The organism is Streptomyces sp. DT190 (genome assembly GCF_049846985.1).
GTDB lineage: Bacteria > Actinomycetota > Actinomycetes > Streptomycetales > Streptomycetaceae > Streptomyces.
The window spans coordinates 381,846-399,421 of sequence record NZ_JBNCNM010000001.1 but is presented as its reverse complement, the minus strand read 5'-3'; the positions used below and the strand labels follow the sequence as shown (position 1 = coordinate 399,421).

Sequence of the window (17,576 nt, the reverse complement as noted above, 5' to 3'; positions counted from 1 at the left end):
TGCTTTTGTGGGGTCCTCCGGGGGGTGGTGGGGGGCGGCGGGGGCGTGGGGGGGGGGGCGGGGGGCGGGTCCGGGTGCGGCGCGCCCCACGCCGCGCCGGTGGGAGCGTCACCACTCCACGCGGACGTCGTACTCCTTCACCCACGCGTCGAACTCGACCAGGCGCTCCATCACGGCTCGCATGCCCCACAGGCCGCCGAGACCGGCGTAGGACTCGACGGGCTTGTCCACGAGCTTGCGGACGCCCTCGGCCGGCACGAGGTCGAGCACGGGGGAACCGTCCAGCAGGGCCTCGACCTTGGCGCGCAGGGCCCGCACGTACTCCACGTCCTGGGTGGACGGGTAGGGGCTCTTCTTGCGCTCCAGCACCGACTCGGGCAGGACGTGGCTCGCGGCGGCGCGCAGCAGGCTCTTCTCCCGGCCGTCGAAGGTCTTCATGGCCCACGGCACGTTGAAGACGTACTCCACCAGCCGGTGGTCGGTGAACGGCACCCGGACCTCCAGGCTCGCGGCCATGCTGATGCGGTCCTTGCGGTCCAGCAGGAAGTTCTCCCAGCGGCTGATGTTGAGGTACGTCAGCTCCCGCATCCGCGCCTCGTCGGCGGACTCCCCCTCCAGGCGCGGTACTTCGGCGAGCGCCTCGGCGTACCGCTTGGCGACGTACTCGTCGAGGCCGAGCCGGTCCCAGAGGCCGATCTCCTTCATGGTGTCCAGGCCGCCGAGCCGGCGCCAGGCGTCGTACCAGGGGAAGGTGTCGCCCTCCACGGCCTCCTTGTCGAAGAACCAGTTGTAGCCGCCGAAGAGTTCGTCCGCCGTCTCGCCGGACAGGGCGACCGTCACCTGCTCCTTGAGCGCCTTGCACAGGTGGTAGAGGGAGTGCTCCATGTCGCCGGTGGAGATGGGCAGGTCCTGGGCGCGCAGCACCCGGCTGCGCACGTCCTCGTCGAGGACGTGGTGGTTCTCCAGCTCGACGATGACGTGCTCGGCGCCGGAGCGGCGGGCGACGTCGACGGCGTACGGCGTGTCGGGGTCCATCCAGATGCCGTTGCCGCGGAAGTTCTCCTCGTTGTTCTTGAAGTCGATGGAGAAGGCCTTGATGCGTTCCTGCTTGCCCTGGTCGCGGAAGACCTTGGCGGCGAGCGCGGTGATGGCGCTGGAGTCGAGACCGCCGGAGAGCAGGGTGCCCACCTTCACGTCGGCGATGAGCTGGCGTTCGACGATGTCCTCGAGGAGTTCGCGGACCCGCGCGACGGTGGTGTCGAGGTCGTCGGTGTGCGGGCGCGCCTCCAGTTGCCAGTAGGTGCGGGTGGTGTGACCGCCGCGGTGGAAGCGCACGACGGTGCCGGGCACCACCTCGTGCATGCCCTTGAAGACGGCGTGGCCGGGGGTGTTGATGATGGCGAAGATCTCCGCCAGGCCCTCGCGGTCGACGACCGCCTCGGCGTCGGGGTGCGCCAGGATGGCCTTGGCCTCGGAGCCGAACAGCACGCCGTCGGGCGTCGGGTAGTAGAAGAGGGGCTTGACGCCCATGCGGTCGCGGACCAGGAGCAGTTCCTCGGTGCGCGGGTCCCACAGCGCGAGGGCGTACATGCCGTTGAGGCGTTCGGCGAAGTGCTCGCCCCACTCCAGGTAGGCGTGCAGGACGACCTCCGTGTCGCTGGAGGTGCGGAACGCGTGGCCGAGGCCGGCGAGCTCCTCCTTCAGCTCGCGGTAGTTGTACACCTCGCCGGTGTAGGCGAGGACGGGGAGGCCGTCGCCCTCACCGGTGACGTGCATGGGCTGGCGGCCGCCCTCCAGGTCGATGATGGAGAGCCGGCGATGCCCGAGGATCGCGTGCGGTGCGATCCACACACCGCGGTCGTCGGGGCCCCGGCACGCCAGCGTCTCCGTCATGGCCGACGCCGTCCCGCCGTGTACCGACAGATCGTGGTCGTAGGCGACCCAGCCTGCGAGTCCGCACATCGAAGTCCCAGTCCTTTCGTTCCTGTGGTGGTGTGTGGCGGGGGGATGGGGTGGTGCTCAGGGCCGCGGCACCCAGCCGGCGCGGTCCCAGTACGTCAGGTGGGGCTGGGCCGACACCGTGCCGATCCGCGCCACCCGCTCGCCGCCGAGGACCATCACGGTGGGCCGGTCCGGTGTGAACACCGGCCAGTCGGGGGCGTGTTCGCTGCTCGGTGCCCCGCCGCGGGCGAAGGTCGCCACGAGGTCGATCAGCGTGTCCGAGATCCGCCGCTCCAGTGGTCCGTCGCCGTAGGCGGGTGCGTTGACCGGCAGCGTGAACGTGCCGAAGAGGAACTTCGCGACGGCCTCGTGGGGGGTGGTGCCGGCGTACGGCGGCTTGAGGGAGTGGGCGAACTCCATCAGGTACTGCGGTGCGGCGCCGGGGTCGCGTTCGCGGGCGTGCCGTTCGGCGAGCCGCACGATCTGGTAGCGGAACAGCCCGTCGCCCCACACCTGCGTCCACACCGACACCGGGTCGCGGGGCAGGCCCTCCGCCTCGGACGCCCGCCGGTAGTGGGCGATGCAGTCGTCCACCTGCTCGTCGGTGACCTTGGCGGCGCCCTTCTCCAGGACTTCGCGCACGGCGGCGCGCAGTCCGGCGTCGTCGGCCGGGTGCGGGCCGGGGTAGGGGTATCCGGGTCCGGTCGTGAAGAAGGAGCCCTCGGTGCGGCAGTACATGGGCATCATCGGGATGCGCGGGGTGGGCAGCGCGTGGTCGTAGCCGCGCATCCACCGCCCGTCGACGATCGGCCCGCGGTACTCGCGCGCGCCCTGCACGAATCGCTCGGTGGGGCTGCCCGCGTACACCTCGTCGAAGGCGTCCCGCAGTTCGGTGGCCGGAACGGCGCGCAGGCCCGGCACGGTCGTGCCGAAGCGGCGCGCGAGGTACCGGTAGACCCTGCGGGACTCCCGGGGGGTGGTGGAACTGGCCGGTTCCCACACGTGCTTGACGCTGATCGGGATGATCCGCTTGATGATGCCCCGCAGTTCGGGCAGCAGGGCGAGCTGCCAGGTGCTGGAGCCGCCCGCCGAGGTGCCGGAGACGGTGATGTTGTCCGGGTCGCCGCCGAACGCGGCGGCGTTGTCGCGGACCCAGCGCACGAGCGCGGCCTGGTCCTGCAGGCCCCAGTTCGCGCAGGAGCCCGTGCGCGGGTCGGTGAGGTCCTCGTGCAGGCCCCAGCCGAACACGCCCAGGCGGTAGTTGAAGTTGACGACGACCATGCGGCCGTGGACGGCGGTGCGGGCACCGTCGTAGTCGGGCTCGCTGCCCGCGCCGAGCATCCAGCCGCCGCCGTGGATGTAGACGAGGACCGGCAGACGGCCCTGAACGTCCGGGGTCCACACGTTGGCGTACAGGCTGTCCTCGCTGCTGTCGGGCAGGTAGTCGCCCTGGAGGGAGGGGGCGGCGAAGGCGGTGGCGTCCCGCACGCCCTGCCACGGCTCGGGCGGGCGGGGCGAGGAGAACCGCAGCGGGCCCACCGGCGGGGCCGCGTAGGGCACGCCCCGGAAGACGGTCAGTCCGTCGGCCCGCTCTCCGGCCACTCGTCCCGCCGTCGTCCGGACGACCACTGTGCGACTGGGCATCTGGTGAACCTCATTTCCCGCCTCGGCGTTGTCGGGGGCGGCGCGGCGCGCACCATGGGGCACAGTGATCGTCGCTCCGGTGCCGGGCCGGCCGCCAACCGCCGGTCACTACTCCGTCAAGTCAGGCCGCGTCCGCCGCGCGGTGCGGGGGCGGCGTGCTGCCGGGGCCCGGGGCGGACAGCAACCGGTCGGGCGAAGCGGTCAGTTCGCGGCCGGTCAGGGCGCGCAGGGTGCGGTAGGCGGTGGCGTCGCCGGCGAGCACACCGCCGCGCAGGACCCGCCCGTCGGGGTCGAGGACGAGCTTGGCGTACGTGCCGGCCGTGTCGTCGCGCAGGACGTACTCCACGGCGCCCTCGGTCTCGGCGTGGGCGTCGCCGAAGCTGGCCACGTCGACGCCGAGGAGTTTGAGCTTGGCGGCCGTGTCGGGGTCGGCGAAAGGGGGCGTGGGGCGGTCGAGCAGCCGGTCGGCGACGAGTTCGGCCATCCGGTAGCCGGGGGCGACCAGCCCGTAGGTGCGGCCGCGGACGGCCGCGCACTCGCCGACGGCCCAGATGTGCGGGTCGTCGGTGCGGCAGAGGTCGTCGACGAGGAAGCCGCCGCGTTCGCCGGTGGCGAGCCCGGCGGGTCCGGCCAGTTCGTCGCGCGGGCGCACGCCCGCCGAGAACACCACCAGCCGGGCGTCGAGAGCGGTGCCGTCGGTGAGGGTGACCCCGCCGACCCGGCCGTCGGCGGCCGGGCGGATCTCGCGGACGGCGGTGCCGCAGTGCACCCGCAGTCCGAGGCCGGTGACGAGCCGGGTGAGCACGCGTGCTCCCCCGTCGTCGAGCTGCACCGGCATCAGGCGCGGCGCGAGTTCCACGACGTGCGGGCGGACGCCGAGCAGCCGCAGCGCGTTGGCGGCCTCCAGGCCGAGCAGGCCGCCGCCGACCACGACACCGGTGAGCCCGTCGCGTGCCGCCTCGCGCAGTGCGTCGAGGTCGTCGAGGGTGCGGTAGACGAAGCAGCCGGGCAGGTCGTGTCCCGACACGGGCGGCACGAACGGCCGCGAGCCGGTGGCCAGCACGAGGGCGTCGTAGCGGGTGGCCGTGCCGTCGGCGGTGGTGACCGTGCGGGCCCGCCGGTCGATGCCGGTCACCGGGGCGGCCGTGCGCAGCTCCACCAGGGGGTCGGTGAGGAAGGCGCGGTCCGCGAGGGTGAGGTCGGCGGCGCTCCTGCCTTCCAGGTAGGAGGACAGGGCGACGCGGTTGTAGGCGGGGCGGGGCTCCTCGGCCAGGACCACGGCGCGCCAGGTGCCGTGCCGGTCGTGGGCCCTCAGGTGCTCGACGAGGCGGTGGCCGGTCATGCCGTGCCCGACGACCACCAGGGTGCGCGGGGTGCGGGTCATGGGTCGCTGTTCCCTCCGGTCGCCGATGCTCCGGTCGCCGGGGCTGCGGCGGCCGGGGCTCCGGCGGCCGACGTTCCGGCCGACGACGTTCCGGCCGACGTTCCGGACACCGGCGCTCCGGCCGGCGCTCCGGACACCGGCGCTCCGGCCGACGACGTTCCGGACGCCGGCGCTCCGGCCGCCGACGCGAGGACCAGGCGGACGTCGTCCGCGCAGCCGCCGCAGCCGGTGGTGGCGCGGGTCGCGGCGGCGATGCCCGCCAGGTCGCGGGCACCGGCGTGCCAGGCGCGGAGCAGGTCGGCCTTGGTGACGTGGTTGCAGTGGCAGAGCACCGCCGCGTCCGGCAGTTCGACGCGGGCGGGTGGTGCGCCGGACGCCGTGCCCAGCAGCAGCCCGAACCGGTCGGACGGCACCGGCAGGTCGCGCGCGTACAGCTGGGCGAGCGCGGCGGTGGCGCGCGGCAGGCCGACGAGGACCGCGCCCGCGACGCGCTCCCCGGACAGGGCGAGTGCGGCGTGGCGGCCCCGGGCGGGGTCGGACAGCGTGATGTGCCGGGTGGCGCCCGGCGGGTCGGGCGGGCCGAGGCATGCCAGGTCGAGGCCGGGCGCCCGCACCCGCAGCAGGGGCCGGCCGGCGCGGTGGTGCGTGTCGTGGCCGGCGAGGATCCGGGCGAGGGTCTCCGCCTGTTCCCAGGCGGCGCCGACGAGTCCGGGCACCTCGCCGCCGAACTCGGCGCAGTCCCCGAGGGCGTGGATGCGCGGATCGCCGGTGCGCAGCCGCCGGTCGACGACGATGCCCGTCCGGACGGCCAGTCCGGCGCGCCGGGCGAGCGCGGTCTCGGGCTCGACGCCGGTGCACAGCGCGAGCGCGTCGGCCCGCAGGACCTCGCCGTCGTCGAGGGCCAGCTTGCCGGGCCGGTACTCCACGGCGGCCCGCCCGGTGCGCAGGCGGGCACCGGCGGCGCGCAGGTGGTCCGCGAGCAGGGTGCCGGCCGCGCCGTCGAGCCGGTCGTGCATCGGGTGCGGCCCGGGGTGCACGAGGGTGACGTCACGGCCGGCGCGCAGCAGCGCGAGGGTGGTCTCGGTGCCGAGCACGCCGCCGCCGAGCACCACCACGGGCCCGTCCGCGAGCCGTTCGGCGTCGTCGGGGGTGCGCAGGGTGGTGGCGCCCTCGGTGAGCCGGCCGTCCGCGGTGAGCACGCCGGGCAGCTGCGGGACCCTCGGCCGGGCGCCGGTGGCGAGCACCAGCCGGTCGTAGCGGATGGTCTCGCCGGTGCCGGTGCGCACCAGGCGGCGGGCGCGGTCGACGGCGGTGACGGTGACGCCGTGCCGGACGTGCACGCCGTCGGGTGGGGCGGGCAGTTCCAGGTCCCCGGCGGTGAGGGTGCCGTCGAGGACGGAGGTGAGCAGGACCCGGTTGTAGGCCGGCCGCGGCTCCGCGCCGAGGACGGTGACCGGGCCCCGGTGGCCGTGTGCGCGCAGCCGCTCGACGAGCCGGTGCGCGGCGGGGCCGTGGCCGACGACGAGGACGTGGTGCGTGGCGGACATGGCGGGCCTCACGACGCGTCGGTGCCGGGTTCGATCCGCACGGCGCAGACCTTGAACTCGGGCATCCTGCTGCGGGGGTCGAGGGCGGTTGCGGTGATCAGGTTGGCCCGGCCGGCGCCGGGATGGTGGAACGGCAGGAACACCGTGTCCGTGCGCATGCTGCCGACCAGTCTGACCCGCGCGACCGTGGTGCCGCGGGCCGAGGTGACCCGGGCCGTGCCGCCCTCGCGCAGGCCCGCGCGTTCGGCGGTGTCGGGGTGGATCTCGACGAACGGCTCGGGCACGGCGTCGTTGAGTTCGGGCACGCGGCGGGTCTGCGCGCCGGACTGGTAGTGGGCGAGGACCCGGCCGGTGGTGGCGTACAGGGGGTGGTCGGCGTCGGGCGTCTCGGCGGGGTCGCGGTGGTCGACCTCGGCGAACCGGGCGCGGCCGTCCGGGGTCGCGAAGCCGTCGAGGAAGAGGCGGGGCGTGCCGGGGTGCGGCCGTCCGCCGGGGCGTTCGGGGCAGGGCCAGTGCAGGGCCTCCCCCGCGTCGAGGCGCTCGTAGGTGATGCCGGAGTAGTCGGCCGTGCCGCCGCGGGAGGCGCGCCGCAGTTCGTCGAAGACCCGGCGCGGCGAGGTCGGGTAGCGGTCGGCCGGTTCGCCGAGCCGGACCGCGAGGCCGTGCAGGACCTCCAGGTCGGTGCGCACGCCCGGCGGCGGGGGCAGCAGCCGGCGGCGGCGCAGCACCCGCCCCTCCAGGTTCGTCAGGGTGCCCTCCTCCTCGGCCCACTGCGCGACCGGCAGGACCACGTCGGCGGTCCGTGCGGTCTCCGAGGGCACGAAGTCGGCCACCACCAGCAGGTCGAGGGCGGCCAGCCGGTCGGCGACGCGGGCGGAATGGGGCGCGGACACCAGGGGGTTGGAGCCGAACACCAGCAGGGCGCGCGGGCCGCCCTCGGTGCCGAGCGCGTCGAGCAGTTCGTAGGCGCTGCGGCCGGGGCCGGGCAGGGCGTCCGGTGTGGTGCCCCAGACCCGGGCGACGTGGGCCCGCGCCTCCGGGTCGGTGATCATGCGGTAGCCGGGCAACTGGTCGGCCTTCTGCCCGTGCTCGCGGCCGCCCTGGCCGTTGCCCTGGCCGGTCAGGCAGCCGTAGCCGTTGCCGGCGACCCCGGGCAGGCCCAGGGCGAGGGCGAGGTTGATGAAGGCCGCGGCGGTGTCGGTGCCCTTGCTGTGCTGTTCGGCGCCCCGGCCGGTCAGCACGTAGGCGTGGCGCGCCTCGCCCAGCATCTCCACGGCGGCGCGCTGTTCGGCGACGGGGACGCCGGTGACCTGTTCGACGCGCTCGGGCCACCAGGTGACGGCGCGCCGCCAGGCCGCGTCGAAGCCGGTGGTGCGCTCCTGGACGTACTCCTTGTCGCACCAGCCGTCGCTCACGGCGATGTGCAGCAGCCCCAGCGCCAGTGCGAGGTCGGTGCCCGGCACCGGCTGCAGGTGCAGGGCGGCCCGCTCGGCGGTCTTGGTGCGGCGCGGGTCGACGACGATCAGGTCGGCCTTGCGCAGGTGCCGCATCAGCGGGGGCATGGTCTCGGCGGGGTTGGCGCCGGCGAGCAGGATCGTGTCGGCCGCGTCGAGGTCGCCGACGGGGAACGGCAGTCCGCGGTCCAGGCCGAAGGCGGCGTTGCCGGCCGCGGCGGCCGAGGACATGCAGAACCGGCCGTTGTAGTCGATCTGGCTGGTTCCGAGGGCGAGCCGGGCGAACTTGCCCAGCAGGTAGGCCTTCTCGTTGGTCAGGCCGCCGCCGCCGAACACGGCGAGCGCGTCCGGGCCGTGCTCGTCGCGGATGCGCCGCAGCCGCGCGGCGACCGTGTCGAGGGCGGTGTCCCAGTCGGCCGGGGCGAGACGGCCGTCGGCGCCCCGCAGCAGCGGCCGGCGCAGCCGGTCCGGGACGTCGAGCACCGCGGGCGCGGTCCAGCCCTTCTGGCACAGGCTGCCGTCGTTGACGGGGAAGTCGGAGGGCTCCACCACGGTCCCCGAGGCGCCGTGGCCGAGGCGGGTGCCGCACTGCAGGGCGCAGTACGGGCAGTGCGTGGCCACGCTCGCGCGCGGCGCGCTGTCAGGCACGGGTGACCTCCGAGGACTCGGCGGCCCCGCGCCCGGCCCGCCGGGCCTCCCGCACGTCGCCCGGCGGGGTGCCGTGCGGGGTGCGCAGGTAGACCAGCAGGGTGACGGTCACGCACACCGCGTAGAAGGCGAGGAAGAACCAGAAGGCCGGCTCGCCCGTGCCCCGGCTGCCGTAGGACGCCCGGAAGGCCAGGTTGACGACCACGCCGCCGAGCGCGCCGACGGCACCGGCGATGCCGATGACCGCGCCGGTCAGGCGGCGGGCGCGGGCGAAGGCCTCGGTCGCGTCGTGGCCGGCGGTGACGGCGGCCTCCGCCTGCCCGGCGAAGACGACCGGGATCAGCTTGTACGTGGACCCGTTGCCCAGGCCGCTGAGCACGAACAGCACCGTGAACACGGCGACGAACAGCGCCAGGGAGTCGTGGGCCGAGGCCACCAGCAGCAACAGCGTGCCGGCGCCCATGGCGAGGAAGTTCCAGAACGTGACCCGGGCGCCGCCCCAGCGGTCGGCGAGCCGCCCGCCCAGCGGCCGGGACAGCGAGCCGAGCAGCGGCCCGAGGAAGGTGTAGCCGACGGCCTCCAGCGGTGTGGAGCCGAACTGGTTCTGCAGCACGAGCCCGAAGGCGAAGCCGTACCCGATGAACGAGCCGAACGTGCCGAGGTACAGCAGCGAGATCCACCAGGTGTGCGGGTTGCCCGCCGCCTCGCGCAGGGCGCCCGTCGAGGCCGGTCCGGTGTCGACGTTGTCCATGCCGAGCGCCGCGAGCACGGCGGCCAGGGCGATCAGCGGCAGGTAGGCGGCGATCACGTAGGCGGGGTGGGTGTCGCCCGCGGTGGCGATGACCAGCAGGCCGACGAGCTGGATGACGGCGACGCCCAGGTTGCCGCCGCCGGCGTTGAGGCCGAGCGCCCAGCCCTGGTGACGCCGGGGGAAGAAGTGGGCGATGTTGGTGGTGGAGGAGGCGAAGTTGCCGCCGCCGACGCCCGCGGTCGCGGCGATGAGCAGGAACACCCACAGGGGTGTGCCGGGCCGCTGGACGAAGTACAGCGCCGGCAGTGCCGGCACGAACAGCAGGGCCGAGCTGAACACGGTCCAGTTGCGCCCGCCGAACCGGGTGACGGCGTAGCTGTAGGGCAGTCGCAGCAGCGCCCCCACCAGGGTGGGGGTGACCACCAGCAGGAACTTCTCGCTCGGGGCGAAGCCCAGGCCGATGGCCGGGGACATGAACAGCACCAGGACCGACCACATGCTCCAGATCGAGAACCCGATGTGCTCGGAGAGGACGGACAGGACGAGGTTGCGTCGGGCGACGTGCTTGCCGGTGCGCTCCCAGAACTCCTCGTCCTCCGGATCCCAGTGCTCGATCCGGCGTCGGGAGGCGCGCAGTGCCGTCATCGGGGGCAACTCCTCGGCTGGGGACGGCGGCCCGGCGGGTGACGCCGGGCCGCCGTGCGGGGGGTGACGGGGGCGCGGGCCCACGGGGGGGGGATGGGCCCGCGCCCCGGAGAGGCGGCGGTGCGGGATCCGGGACGGGGGGTACGGGATCCGGGTCCTACGCGTCCGTCCGCTCCGCCTTCAGCAGCCGGGCCAGCTCCAGCCGCTTGATCTTGGTGGTGGCGGTCTGCGGCAGGTCGTCGAGCTTCCACTGCACGGGCTCCGCCATCGCCGGCAGACCGGCCACCGCGGACTTCCAGGCCGCCAGGTCGAGCGGCTTGTCGTCGCGGGTGCACACCACGGGCAGGGGCTTGCCGTCCTCGTCCGGGACGATGATGACCTCGACGAGCTCCGGTATCCGGGCGAAGAGGGTGTCCTCGATCTCCAGGGTGCTGTCGATGCCCTTGATCTCGTCGACCTCCCGGTCGAGCAGGTGCAGGCAGCCCCACTTGGTGCGGTAGCCCAGGTCGCCCATGCGCCACCACTCGCCGTCGGCCTGCTTCTCCCACCGGGCGTGCTCACCGAGGTAGGTGACGATCCGTCCGTCGGAACGCACCTCGATGTAGCCCGGGTTGGACTTGGTGGGCCGCTTGCCGTCCCGGCTGACCACCCGCACGCCCGTCATGCCGGGGAACGGGGAGCCCACGCAGCGGCCGTCGGCGTCCGCGCCGCGCTTCTTGGAGTAGGTGCGCCCGGCGATCGGGCCGACCTCGCTCTGCCCGTACATCTGCACGAACTGCGGCGACTCGCGGCGGGACGCGGTCAGCATCAGGTGCACGGTGCGCGGGTGGATGGCGTCGAAGGTGCTGCTGAAGTACTTCACGTTCGCCAGCGGCCGGCGCGGGTCGTCGACCAGCACCTCCCAGCGCAGGAACGTGTTGGGGTGCGCCTCGATCAGGCCCGGCGGGGCCTGGCGGAACACCTCGGCCACGACCTCGGGGTCGTCGTCCCGCAGGATGATCAGCGGGTGCCCCTGGAGGATCGTGATGGGCATGGCGGTGAACATCCGCGAGTGCACGAACGACACGTGGATGGCCACCGGTTCGCTGCGGCCCACCAGGGACGCCACCGTGCCCTGGGGGCGGTAACGGGCCTGGAAGGTGCGCCCGGTGTGCACCGCCAGCTTGGGCGTTCCGGTGGTGCCGGAGGTGTGGGTGACCAGCGTCGGGTGGTCCGGGGGCATGGTCACCGGGGCGACCCGGGTCGAACCGGCCAGCGAGGCGAGCGTGACGGCCTCGTCGTGGCTGCCGGAGGCCAGGAGCACCTGCCGGGCCAGGCCGAAGATCTCGGCGGGCAGGTGGTGGTCGAGCTTGTCCTGGTCGGTCACCAGGTAGGGACGGTCCACGCGGCGCACCAGCTCGCACACGGTCGCGCCGTCGAGCTTCGGGGACAGCAGGACCGGGACGGCGCCGATCCGGGCCGTGGAGCAGGCCAGGAGCGTGATGTCGAACCCGTTGGACTTGTGGACGACCACGCGCTCCCCGGGCCGGACGCCGGCCGCCCACAGCCGGGAGGCCAGGTCGTCGACGAGGTCGGCGACCTCCGTGAGCGTCATGCGGCGCCCGCGCTCCGGAGCGACGTCGAGATCATGGTCGAGAATCACGGGATTCGCCGGGTGCCGGGCCGCGGCCCGGTCGAAGAGCGTACCCAGCCGAATTCCCTTGTTTCCGATGCGCTGCAGAAACATCTGCCCACCCTCTCATCCGCCGTGACTGTTCCTCAGCCGTGCGGCGGGCCGTTTGAATTCAGGCTCCCGTACGGATCACCGGGAATTGTCACCGCTTTTCGATGACGTCCTTGATGCGCTTCAGCGTGGCGTCGAGGTCCTGCTCGAGCTTGGCGGTCCAGTCGGCGACGAAGCGCTTGCGGTCGTCCTCGTCGAGGTCGGCGACGATCTTGTGGATGCCGGCGGTGGCCCGGCCCATGCGGAAGTGGTGGGTGAGCACGCAGCCGTCCCCGGCGGGCGCCATGTCGAAGCCCCAGATGCTCTCCTGGTCCTCGCGGGCGTGGGTGAGCATCATCCACTGGAAGGTGCGGCCGGGCTCGGCGGCGGTGATGCGGCACTCGGTGTGCCAGACGCCGCGCACCAGGGGCGCCCAGGCGACGACGTCCTCGCTGCGGAGGTTCTCGCCCCGGAAGACGGCGCCGACGGTGGAGGGCTCGCCGGAGACCCACGTGCCGCCGCGGCATTCGGGGCTCCATTCGGCGCTGCGCGGCAGATCGCTGACGACGGAGTAGACCTCGAGCGGGGTCGCGGAAACGTGAATGTCGGCCTTGAGCTCGAAGAGCGGCGAGGTGTCGATGATTGACTGATTCATGTGCAGAATTCTGTCGAGGCTGCCCGGCACCGGTCAAAGAGCGGCTTTCTCATTTGTCAGGTCTGAATTCCCGCATTTCACCGGCGCCGTGCGCCCCGATCACCTCAGACCCCGGCGGCGACGCTCAGCACGAGTTTTCCGTGCACCTTGCCCTCCTCCAGCCGGCGGTGGGCCTCGGCGGCGTCGCTCAGGTGCAGCCGCTCGACGGCCCGGGGCCTGAGGCTGCCGTCGGCGACCAGCCGGTTGATGGCGCTGGCGGCCTCGGCGAGCTCCCCGGCGGTGGCGTGCGAGATGGCGAAGCCGTGGATCGAACGGTCCCTCAGGTACAGCGGCCCCACCGGCAGCACGGGCCGGGTGCGCAGTCCGGCGAGCAGCACGATCCGGCCCCGTCCGGCGAGCAGGTCCACCGCGGTCTCCAGGTCGTTGGTGCCCGAGGCGTCCAGGTAGAGGTCGGCACCCGCCGGAGCGGCGGCGCGGATGCGCCCGGGCACGTCGGGGTCCCGGTAGTCGACGACGTGGTCGGCGCCGAGGCCGCGGCAGTAGGCGGCGTCCCGCGCCGAGGCGACGGCCACGACCCGGGCGCCCGCGGCGGCGGCCATCACCACCAGGGCGCTCCCGACGTTGCCGCCCGCACCGACCACGACGACGGTCTCCCCGGAGCGGAGCCGCCCGTGGGTGAACAGGCCGAGGTAGGCGGTCGCGGCCGGATGGGCCAGTGCGACGGTGTCGTACGGGTCGGCGCCCTCGGGCAGCCGGTACAGCCGGTCGACGGGCACCACCACCCGCTCGGCGGCGGCCCCCTGGCGGCCGTCGTGGCCGAGGCTGTTGCACCACACCCGGTCGCCGGGCCGGAACCGGTGGACCCCGGCGCCGACCGCGGCGACGGTGCCGGTGAGGTCCCGGCCTATGACGAACGGGAAGGTGAGCGGGGTGCGCCAGGCGCCGGAGCGCACGAAGGTGTCGACGTGGTTGACCGAGACGGCCGTGACGTCCACCAGGACGTCGGTCGGCCCCGGTTCCGGCGTGGGCTGATCACCGTAACGGATGACGTCCGGAGATCCGAGCTGTTCAATGTAGGCAGCACGCATCATGGTCACGGATTCTGGCAAAGAGGCCCGGGCCCCGTCCGCGAGCGGCCCTGAGACCGTCGCGGATCTGTCAGATCGGAACCATCTCTGTCAGATCCGCGGCGCTCTCCGTCGGACGGGCGTCAATCAGACCAGGTTGAGACGGGCCAGTTCCCGCCGGGAACCGACGCCCAGCTTGGGATAGGCCTTGTACAGATGGTGCTCGACGGTCCGGCGGCTGAGGAACAGCTGCGCGGCGATCTCCCGGCTGCTGTTGCCGTCGGCCGCCAGCCTGACCACCTGCAGCTCCTGCGGGGTCAGCCGGTCGAGGACGTTCTCGGCGGTCGCCTTGGCGCCCGTCGTGGCGTCGCCCGCCGCGCGCAGCTCCGCACGCGCGCGCTCCGCCCAGGGCACGGCGCGCAGCCGCTCGAAGTCCTCCAGGGCCGACCGGAGCGAGTCCCGGGCCTCGCTGCGGCGCCGGGCCCTGCGCAGCCACTCGCCGTACAGCAGCGCGGTGCGGGCCCGCTCGAAGGGCCGCCGGGCCTGTGCGTGCAGCCGGACCGCCTCGCGGTAGTCCTCCTCCCGCCCCTCGACCAGCGCCCGGCACCGGTGGGCCACCGCCCGCGCCCACGGCTGCCGGCCCGCCCGCGCCCAGGCCTCGAAGGCGAGCATCGGCCGCTCGGCCCGCCCGGGCTGCCCGAGCCGTACCGCGGCCTCCACCTGGTCGGCGACGGTGGCCATGGCCATCGCCGTGTGGCGCTGCGGCCCCGGGCCGACGGCGGTCTCCAGCCGGCCGAGGGCCTCCTCGTAGTCGCCGCGCGCCAGTTCCAGCAGGCTCAGGGCGCTCTCGCCGGCCACCCGTCCGGCGTCGGGCACGTCCCGGGTGAGGCTGCGGCAGCGCTGCTCGTCGCCCTCGATCGCCGCGATCCGGGCGGGGACGCCGTTGAGCCAGGCGACGCGCTCGCGCAGCCCGGTGTCGCGGGCGATCTCCACGGCCTCGGCCACAGACGCCTCCGCGTCCCGGTGCGCTCCGGCCAGCACCTGGCGCTCCGCCAGCAGGTGCAGGGCCTGGGGCAGGGCCCCGATGAGGCCCTGCGCGCGGCAGCGGGCCACCTCGGCGGCTGCCAGTTCCATGGCCGTGGCGTCGTCCCCGAGCAGGACCGCGCTGTGCAGGGCGCGGGTGCGTGTCGCGTCCGAGCCGTCCTGGCCGGCCGCGACGGCGCGCTCCAGCAGGGGCAGTCCGCGGGCGTAGTCGTCGTCGACGAGGTACGCCATGCCCTCCACCATCGGGTCGGCCTCCCCCAGGGACGCCAGCCGCTCGGCGGCCTCCCGCACCGAGTCCGCGTCACCGGCGAACCAGCCGTAGGTGGCGCCGGTGCGGAGCATGGCGGGGCCGAGGCCGGGGCCGGCCACGTGCGTCCGCCGCAGCAGCAGGCGGGCGGCCTCCCGCTGGTCCCCCGACTCGAACATCACGGCGGCCCGCACGGGGGCGAGCCGGGCCAGGTCCTCCGGCTCGGGCGCCGACCGCTCGGCCTGCTCGGCCAGCTCCCGGGCCTGGCCCGCGTGCCCGGCGTTCAGGGCGCAGGTCGCGGCGTCGGTGAGCCGGTGGATCTGGGCGCGGCGGTCGGGGGTCAGCCGGGCGGCCTGCTGGTGCAGGAGCGAGGCGGCGGCGTAGGCGCTGCGGTCGGCGGCCCGCTCGGCGGCGGCGACCAGTTCGGCGGCGACCTCGTCGTCCGGTGAGGTGGTGGCCAGCGGCAGGTGGCGGGCCCGGCAGTCGGGGTCCTCAGCGGCGTCGGCCAGCGCCTGGTGGACGGCGATCCGCCGGGCCAGCACGGCTCCCTGGTAGGCGGCGGTCCCGATCAGCGGGTGGCGGAACACGACGGTGCTCTCGGTCACCTGGATGAGCCCCGCCCGCTCCGCGTCCTCCAGGTCCTCCAGACCGACGCCGAGCGTCCGGGCCGCCTTCATCTGCAACGGCAGGTCACCCCGCCCCTCGGCCGCGGCGAACAGCAGCGCCAGCCGCGTCTTCTCGGGGAGCGCGGCGATCTGGGTGCGGTACGACGACAGCACCCGGTCGGCGACGGTCACGGGCGTGAAGCTGCCGGGGTCGTCGCGGCGGGCGGCGCCGAACTCGATGAGCGCCAGCGGGTTGCCGGCGGACTCGGCGATGACCTGGTCCCGCAGGGCGGGGGCCAGCCCCACGTCGGCGAGGAGGCTCACCGCGTCGCCCATGTCCAGCCGGGAGGGGCGCAGTTCGGTGAGCCCGGGTGCGGCGAACCCCTCGTCCCGGGTCGCGAACACCATGGCCACCTGCTCGGCGGCGAGCCGGCGGGCGGCGAACAGCAGCGCGTCGGCGGTGGCCTGATCCAGCCACTGGGCGTCGTCCACCAGGCACAGCAGCGGTCCCTGCTCGGCCAGGTCCGCCAGGAGCGTGAGCACGGCCAGCCCGGTCAGGAACCGGTCCTGCGTCCGGGTGCGGCCCGTACCGAGGACCGCCCGCAGGGCTTCCGCCTGGGGTTCGGGTAATCCGTCCAGCCGGTCCTGCACCGGCCACAGCAGCTGCACCAGCCCGCCGAAGGCCAGGTCCGCCTCCGGCTCGACCCCGGTGACCCGCACGACCCGCATGCCCGACGCCGACGCCGACTGCGCCGCCCGGTCGAGCAGGGCCGTCTTCCCGATGCCCGCCTCACCGCGCAGGACCAGGGCACCGCTGCTTCCCTCGCGGGCCCGGGCGGTCAGTTCCTCAAGCGCCGCAAGCTCGGTGGACCTGCCGTACAGCACGTAGGTGCCCCCACTCCCCGTGATGCGGCCCACCGGTAGGCAAGCCGTGCCGATGTACGTATCCGGTTTCAGAAATCTTACTGATTCGGCCTGACCTCCCCCCTTCCTACGGTGTGGAACAAGCCGGTTCCCCGATGGAGGAGATCGTGAGCCACTTCTTCGAACCGCTGCCCCTGGGCAAGCTGACGCTGCCCAACCGGCTCGTCATGGCGCCGATGACGCGCAGCCGAGCCAGGGACGGCGTACAGACCCCGCTGGCGGCCGACTACTACGCACAGCGCGCCGGAGCGGGTCTCATCATCACCGAGGGCACGCAGCCCTGCGTGATCGGGCAGGGATACATCGACACACCGGGCGTGCACACGCCCGAGCAGGTGGAGGCATGGCGCCGGGTGACCGACGCGGTGCACGACAGGCAGGGCCGGATCTTCGTGCAGATCATGCACTCCGGCCGCATCGGTCACCCGAGCCTGTACCCCGACGGCGCGCTGCCGCTGGCCCCCTCCGCGGTGGCCTCGGGCGGCCGCATGTACACGCCGGAGGGCATGCTGGACCACCCCACGCCCAAGGCCATGGACCTGGAGGACATCGCCCGGGCGGTGGAGGACCACATCGCCGCCGCCAAGCACGCGATGGACGCCGGGTTCGACGGTGTGGAGCTGCACGGCGCCAACGGCTACCTGATCCACCAGTTCCTCGCCGACAACACCAACCTGCGCACCGACGCCTACGGCGGCAGCATCGACAACCGCATCCGGTTCGCCGTCGAGGTCGCCCAGGCGGTCAGCGACGCGATCGGGCCCGAGCGGGTCGGCATCCGCCTCTCCCCCGCCAACACGACCAACGGCATCGAGGAGAGCGACTCCGCCGCGCTGTACGAGGCCCTGATCCGCGCCCTGGCGCCGCTCAACCTGGCCTACGTCCACCTGATGGAGTTCGGCGGCCGTGACATCACGAAGCTGATCCGGCGTGAGTGGCCGGGTGTGCTGATCCTCAACCCGCACGCCACGGGCGAGGAGGCCGCGGTGACGCCCGAGGCCGCCGAGGCGGTGCTGGCGGAGGGCCTGTGCGACGCGGTGAGCATCGGCTCGCTGTGGCTCGCCAACCCCGACCTGCCCGCGCGGATCAAGGCAGGCGGCCCCTTCAACACGCCCGACCCGGAGACCTTCTACGGAGGCGACCACCGGGGCTACACCGACTACCCGACGCTGGACGGCTGATCCCCGGGCAGGGGGCGGCGGGGTGCGCGGTCGGCGCCCGGCCCGTCCCGCCCCGCTCGCCTCCTGTCCCGATCCCCGACTCCCTGGCCCGGCCGGCGCCTTCTCCCCCGAAGGGCTGCACGCCGGACCGGGCCAGG

At 74.1% G+C, this 17,576-nt stretch carries 11 protein-coding genes; 1 reads left to right on the top strand and 10 read right to left on the bottom strand.

The window, feature by feature from the left end; genetic code table 11:
• Window positions 1-108 precede the first annotated feature (108 nt).
• The 10 genes from asnB to ACPXCS_RS01690 form a co-directional block, all read right to left on the bottom strand.
• Window positions 109-1,962, bottom strand: coding sequence for an asparagine synthase (glutamine-hydrolyzing) (asnB, locus tag ACPXCS_RS01735; protein ID WP_425946098.1), 1,854 nt, complete (start codon window positions 1,960-1,962; stop codon window positions 109-111).
• Window positions 1,963-2,019: 57 nt separating this feature from the next.
• Window positions 2,020-3,585 (bottom strand): carboxylesterase/lipase family protein, encoded by a 1,566-nt coding sequence (locus ACPXCS_RS01730; RefSeq protein WP_425946097.1) that lies wholly within the window; start codon window positions 3,583-3,585, stop codon window positions 2,020-2,022.
• Window positions 3,586-3,706: 121 nt separating this feature from the next.
• Window positions 3,707-4,969, bottom strand: coding sequence for an FAD-dependent oxidoreductase (locus ACPXCS_RS01725; protein ID WP_425946096.1), 1,263 nt, complete (start codon window positions 4,967-4,969; stop codon window positions 3,707-3,709).
• The gene (locus tag ACPXCS_RS01720; protein ID WP_425946095.1) at window positions 4,966-6,516 is read right to left on the bottom strand and encodes an FAD-dependent oxidoreductase; all 1,551 of its coding nucleotides are present in this window, start codon (window positions 6,514-6,516) and stop codon (window positions 4,966-4,968) included. Before ACPXCS_RS01720 ends, ACPXCS_RS01725 begins: the two co-directional genes overlap by 4 nt.
• 8 nt (window positions 6,517-6,524) lie before the next feature.
• Window positions 6,525-8,618 carry a molybdopterin oxidoreductase family protein gene (locus ACPXCS_RS01715; protein WP_425946094.1) on the bottom strand — a complete coding sequence of 698 codons (2,094 nt, stop codon included), beginning with the start codon at window positions 8,616-8,618 and terminating at the stop codon, window positions 6,525-6,527.
• Entirely contained in the window at window positions 8,611-10,014 is a 1,404-nt protein-coding gene (locus ACPXCS_RS01710) for a nitrate/nitrite transporter (protein WP_425946093.1), read from the bottom strand. Before ACPXCS_RS01710 ends, ACPXCS_RS01715 begins: the two co-directional genes overlap by 8 nt.
• A gap of 157 nt (window positions 10,015-10,171) precedes the next feature.
• A complete protein-coding gene (locus tag ACPXCS_RS01705; RefSeq protein ID WP_425946092.1) occupies window positions 10,172-11,740 on the bottom strand; it encodes a class I adenylate-forming enzyme family protein in 1,569 nt (522 codons plus the stop codon).
• Between the two features lie 88 nt (window positions 11,741-11,828).
• A complete protein-coding gene (locus ACPXCS_RS01700) occupies window positions 11,829-12,371 on the bottom strand; it encodes an SRPBCC family protein (protein ID WP_425946091.1) in 543 nt (180 codons plus the stop codon).
• Window positions 12,372-12,475: 104 nt separating this feature from the next.
• Window positions 12,476-13,459 (bottom strand): NADPH:quinone reductase, encoded by a 984-nt coding sequence (locus tag ACPXCS_RS01695; protein ID WP_425946117.1) that lies wholly within the window; start codon window positions 13,457-13,459, stop codon window positions 12,476-12,478.
• A gap of 126 nt (window positions 13,460-13,585) precedes the next feature.
• Window positions 13,586-16,219, bottom strand: a complete 2,634-nt coding sequence (locus ACPXCS_RS01690; RefSeq protein WP_425946116.1) for an ATP-binding protein — start codon at window positions 16,217-16,219, stop codon at window positions 13,586-13,588.
• Between the two features lie 134 nt (window positions 16,220-16,353).
• Here ACPXCS_RS01690 and ACPXCS_RS01685 point away from each other — a divergent pair, with 134 nt between their 5' ends.
• On the top strand, window positions 16,354-17,439 hold the full coding sequence (locus tag ACPXCS_RS01685; RefSeq protein WP_425946090.1) for an alkene reductase: 1,086 nt from the start codon (window positions 16,354-16,356) through the stop codon (window positions 17,437-17,439).
• Window positions 17,440-17,576: the final 137 nt, after the last annotated feature.

Excerpts from the sequence above, each read along its gene's own strand:
- asnB (WP_425946098.1), bottom strand. The coding sequence starts at position 1,962 with ATGTGCGGACTCGCAGGCTGGGTCGCCTACGACCACGATCTGTCGGTA.
- ACPXCS_RS01730 (WP_425946097.1), bottom strand. The coding sequence starts at position 3,585 with ATGCCCAGTCGCACAGTGGTCGTCCGGACGACGGCGGGACGAGTGGCC.
- ACPXCS_RS01725 (WP_425946096.1), bottom strand. The coding sequence starts at position 4,969 with ATGACCCGCACCCCGCGCACCCTGGTGGTCGTCGGGCACGGCATGACC.
- ACPXCS_RS01720 (WP_425946095.1), bottom strand. The coding sequence starts at position 6,516 with ATGTCCGCCACGCACCACGTCCTCGTCGTCGGCCACGGCCCCGCCGCG.
- ACPXCS_RS01710 (WP_425946093.1), bottom strand. The coding sequence starts at position 10,014 with ATGACGGCACTGCGCGCCTCCCGACGCCGGATCGAGCACTGGGATCCG.
- ACPXCS_RS01705 (WP_425946092.1), bottom strand. The coding sequence starts at position 11,740 with ATGTTTCTGCAGCGCATCGGAAACAAGGGAATTCGGCTGGGTACGCTC.
- ACPXCS_RS01700 (WP_425946091.1), bottom strand. The coding sequence starts at position 12,371 with ATGAATCAGTCAATCATCGACACCTCGCCGCTCTTCGAGCTCAAGGCC.
- ACPXCS_RS01695 (WP_425946117.1), bottom strand. The coding sequence starts at position 13,459 with ATGCGTGCTGCCTACATTGAACAGCTCGGATCTCCGGACGTCATCCGT.
- ACPXCS_RS01685 (WP_425946090.1), top strand. The coding sequence starts at position 16,354 with ATGGAGGAGATCGTGAGCCACTTCTTCGAACCGCTGCCCCTGGGCAAG.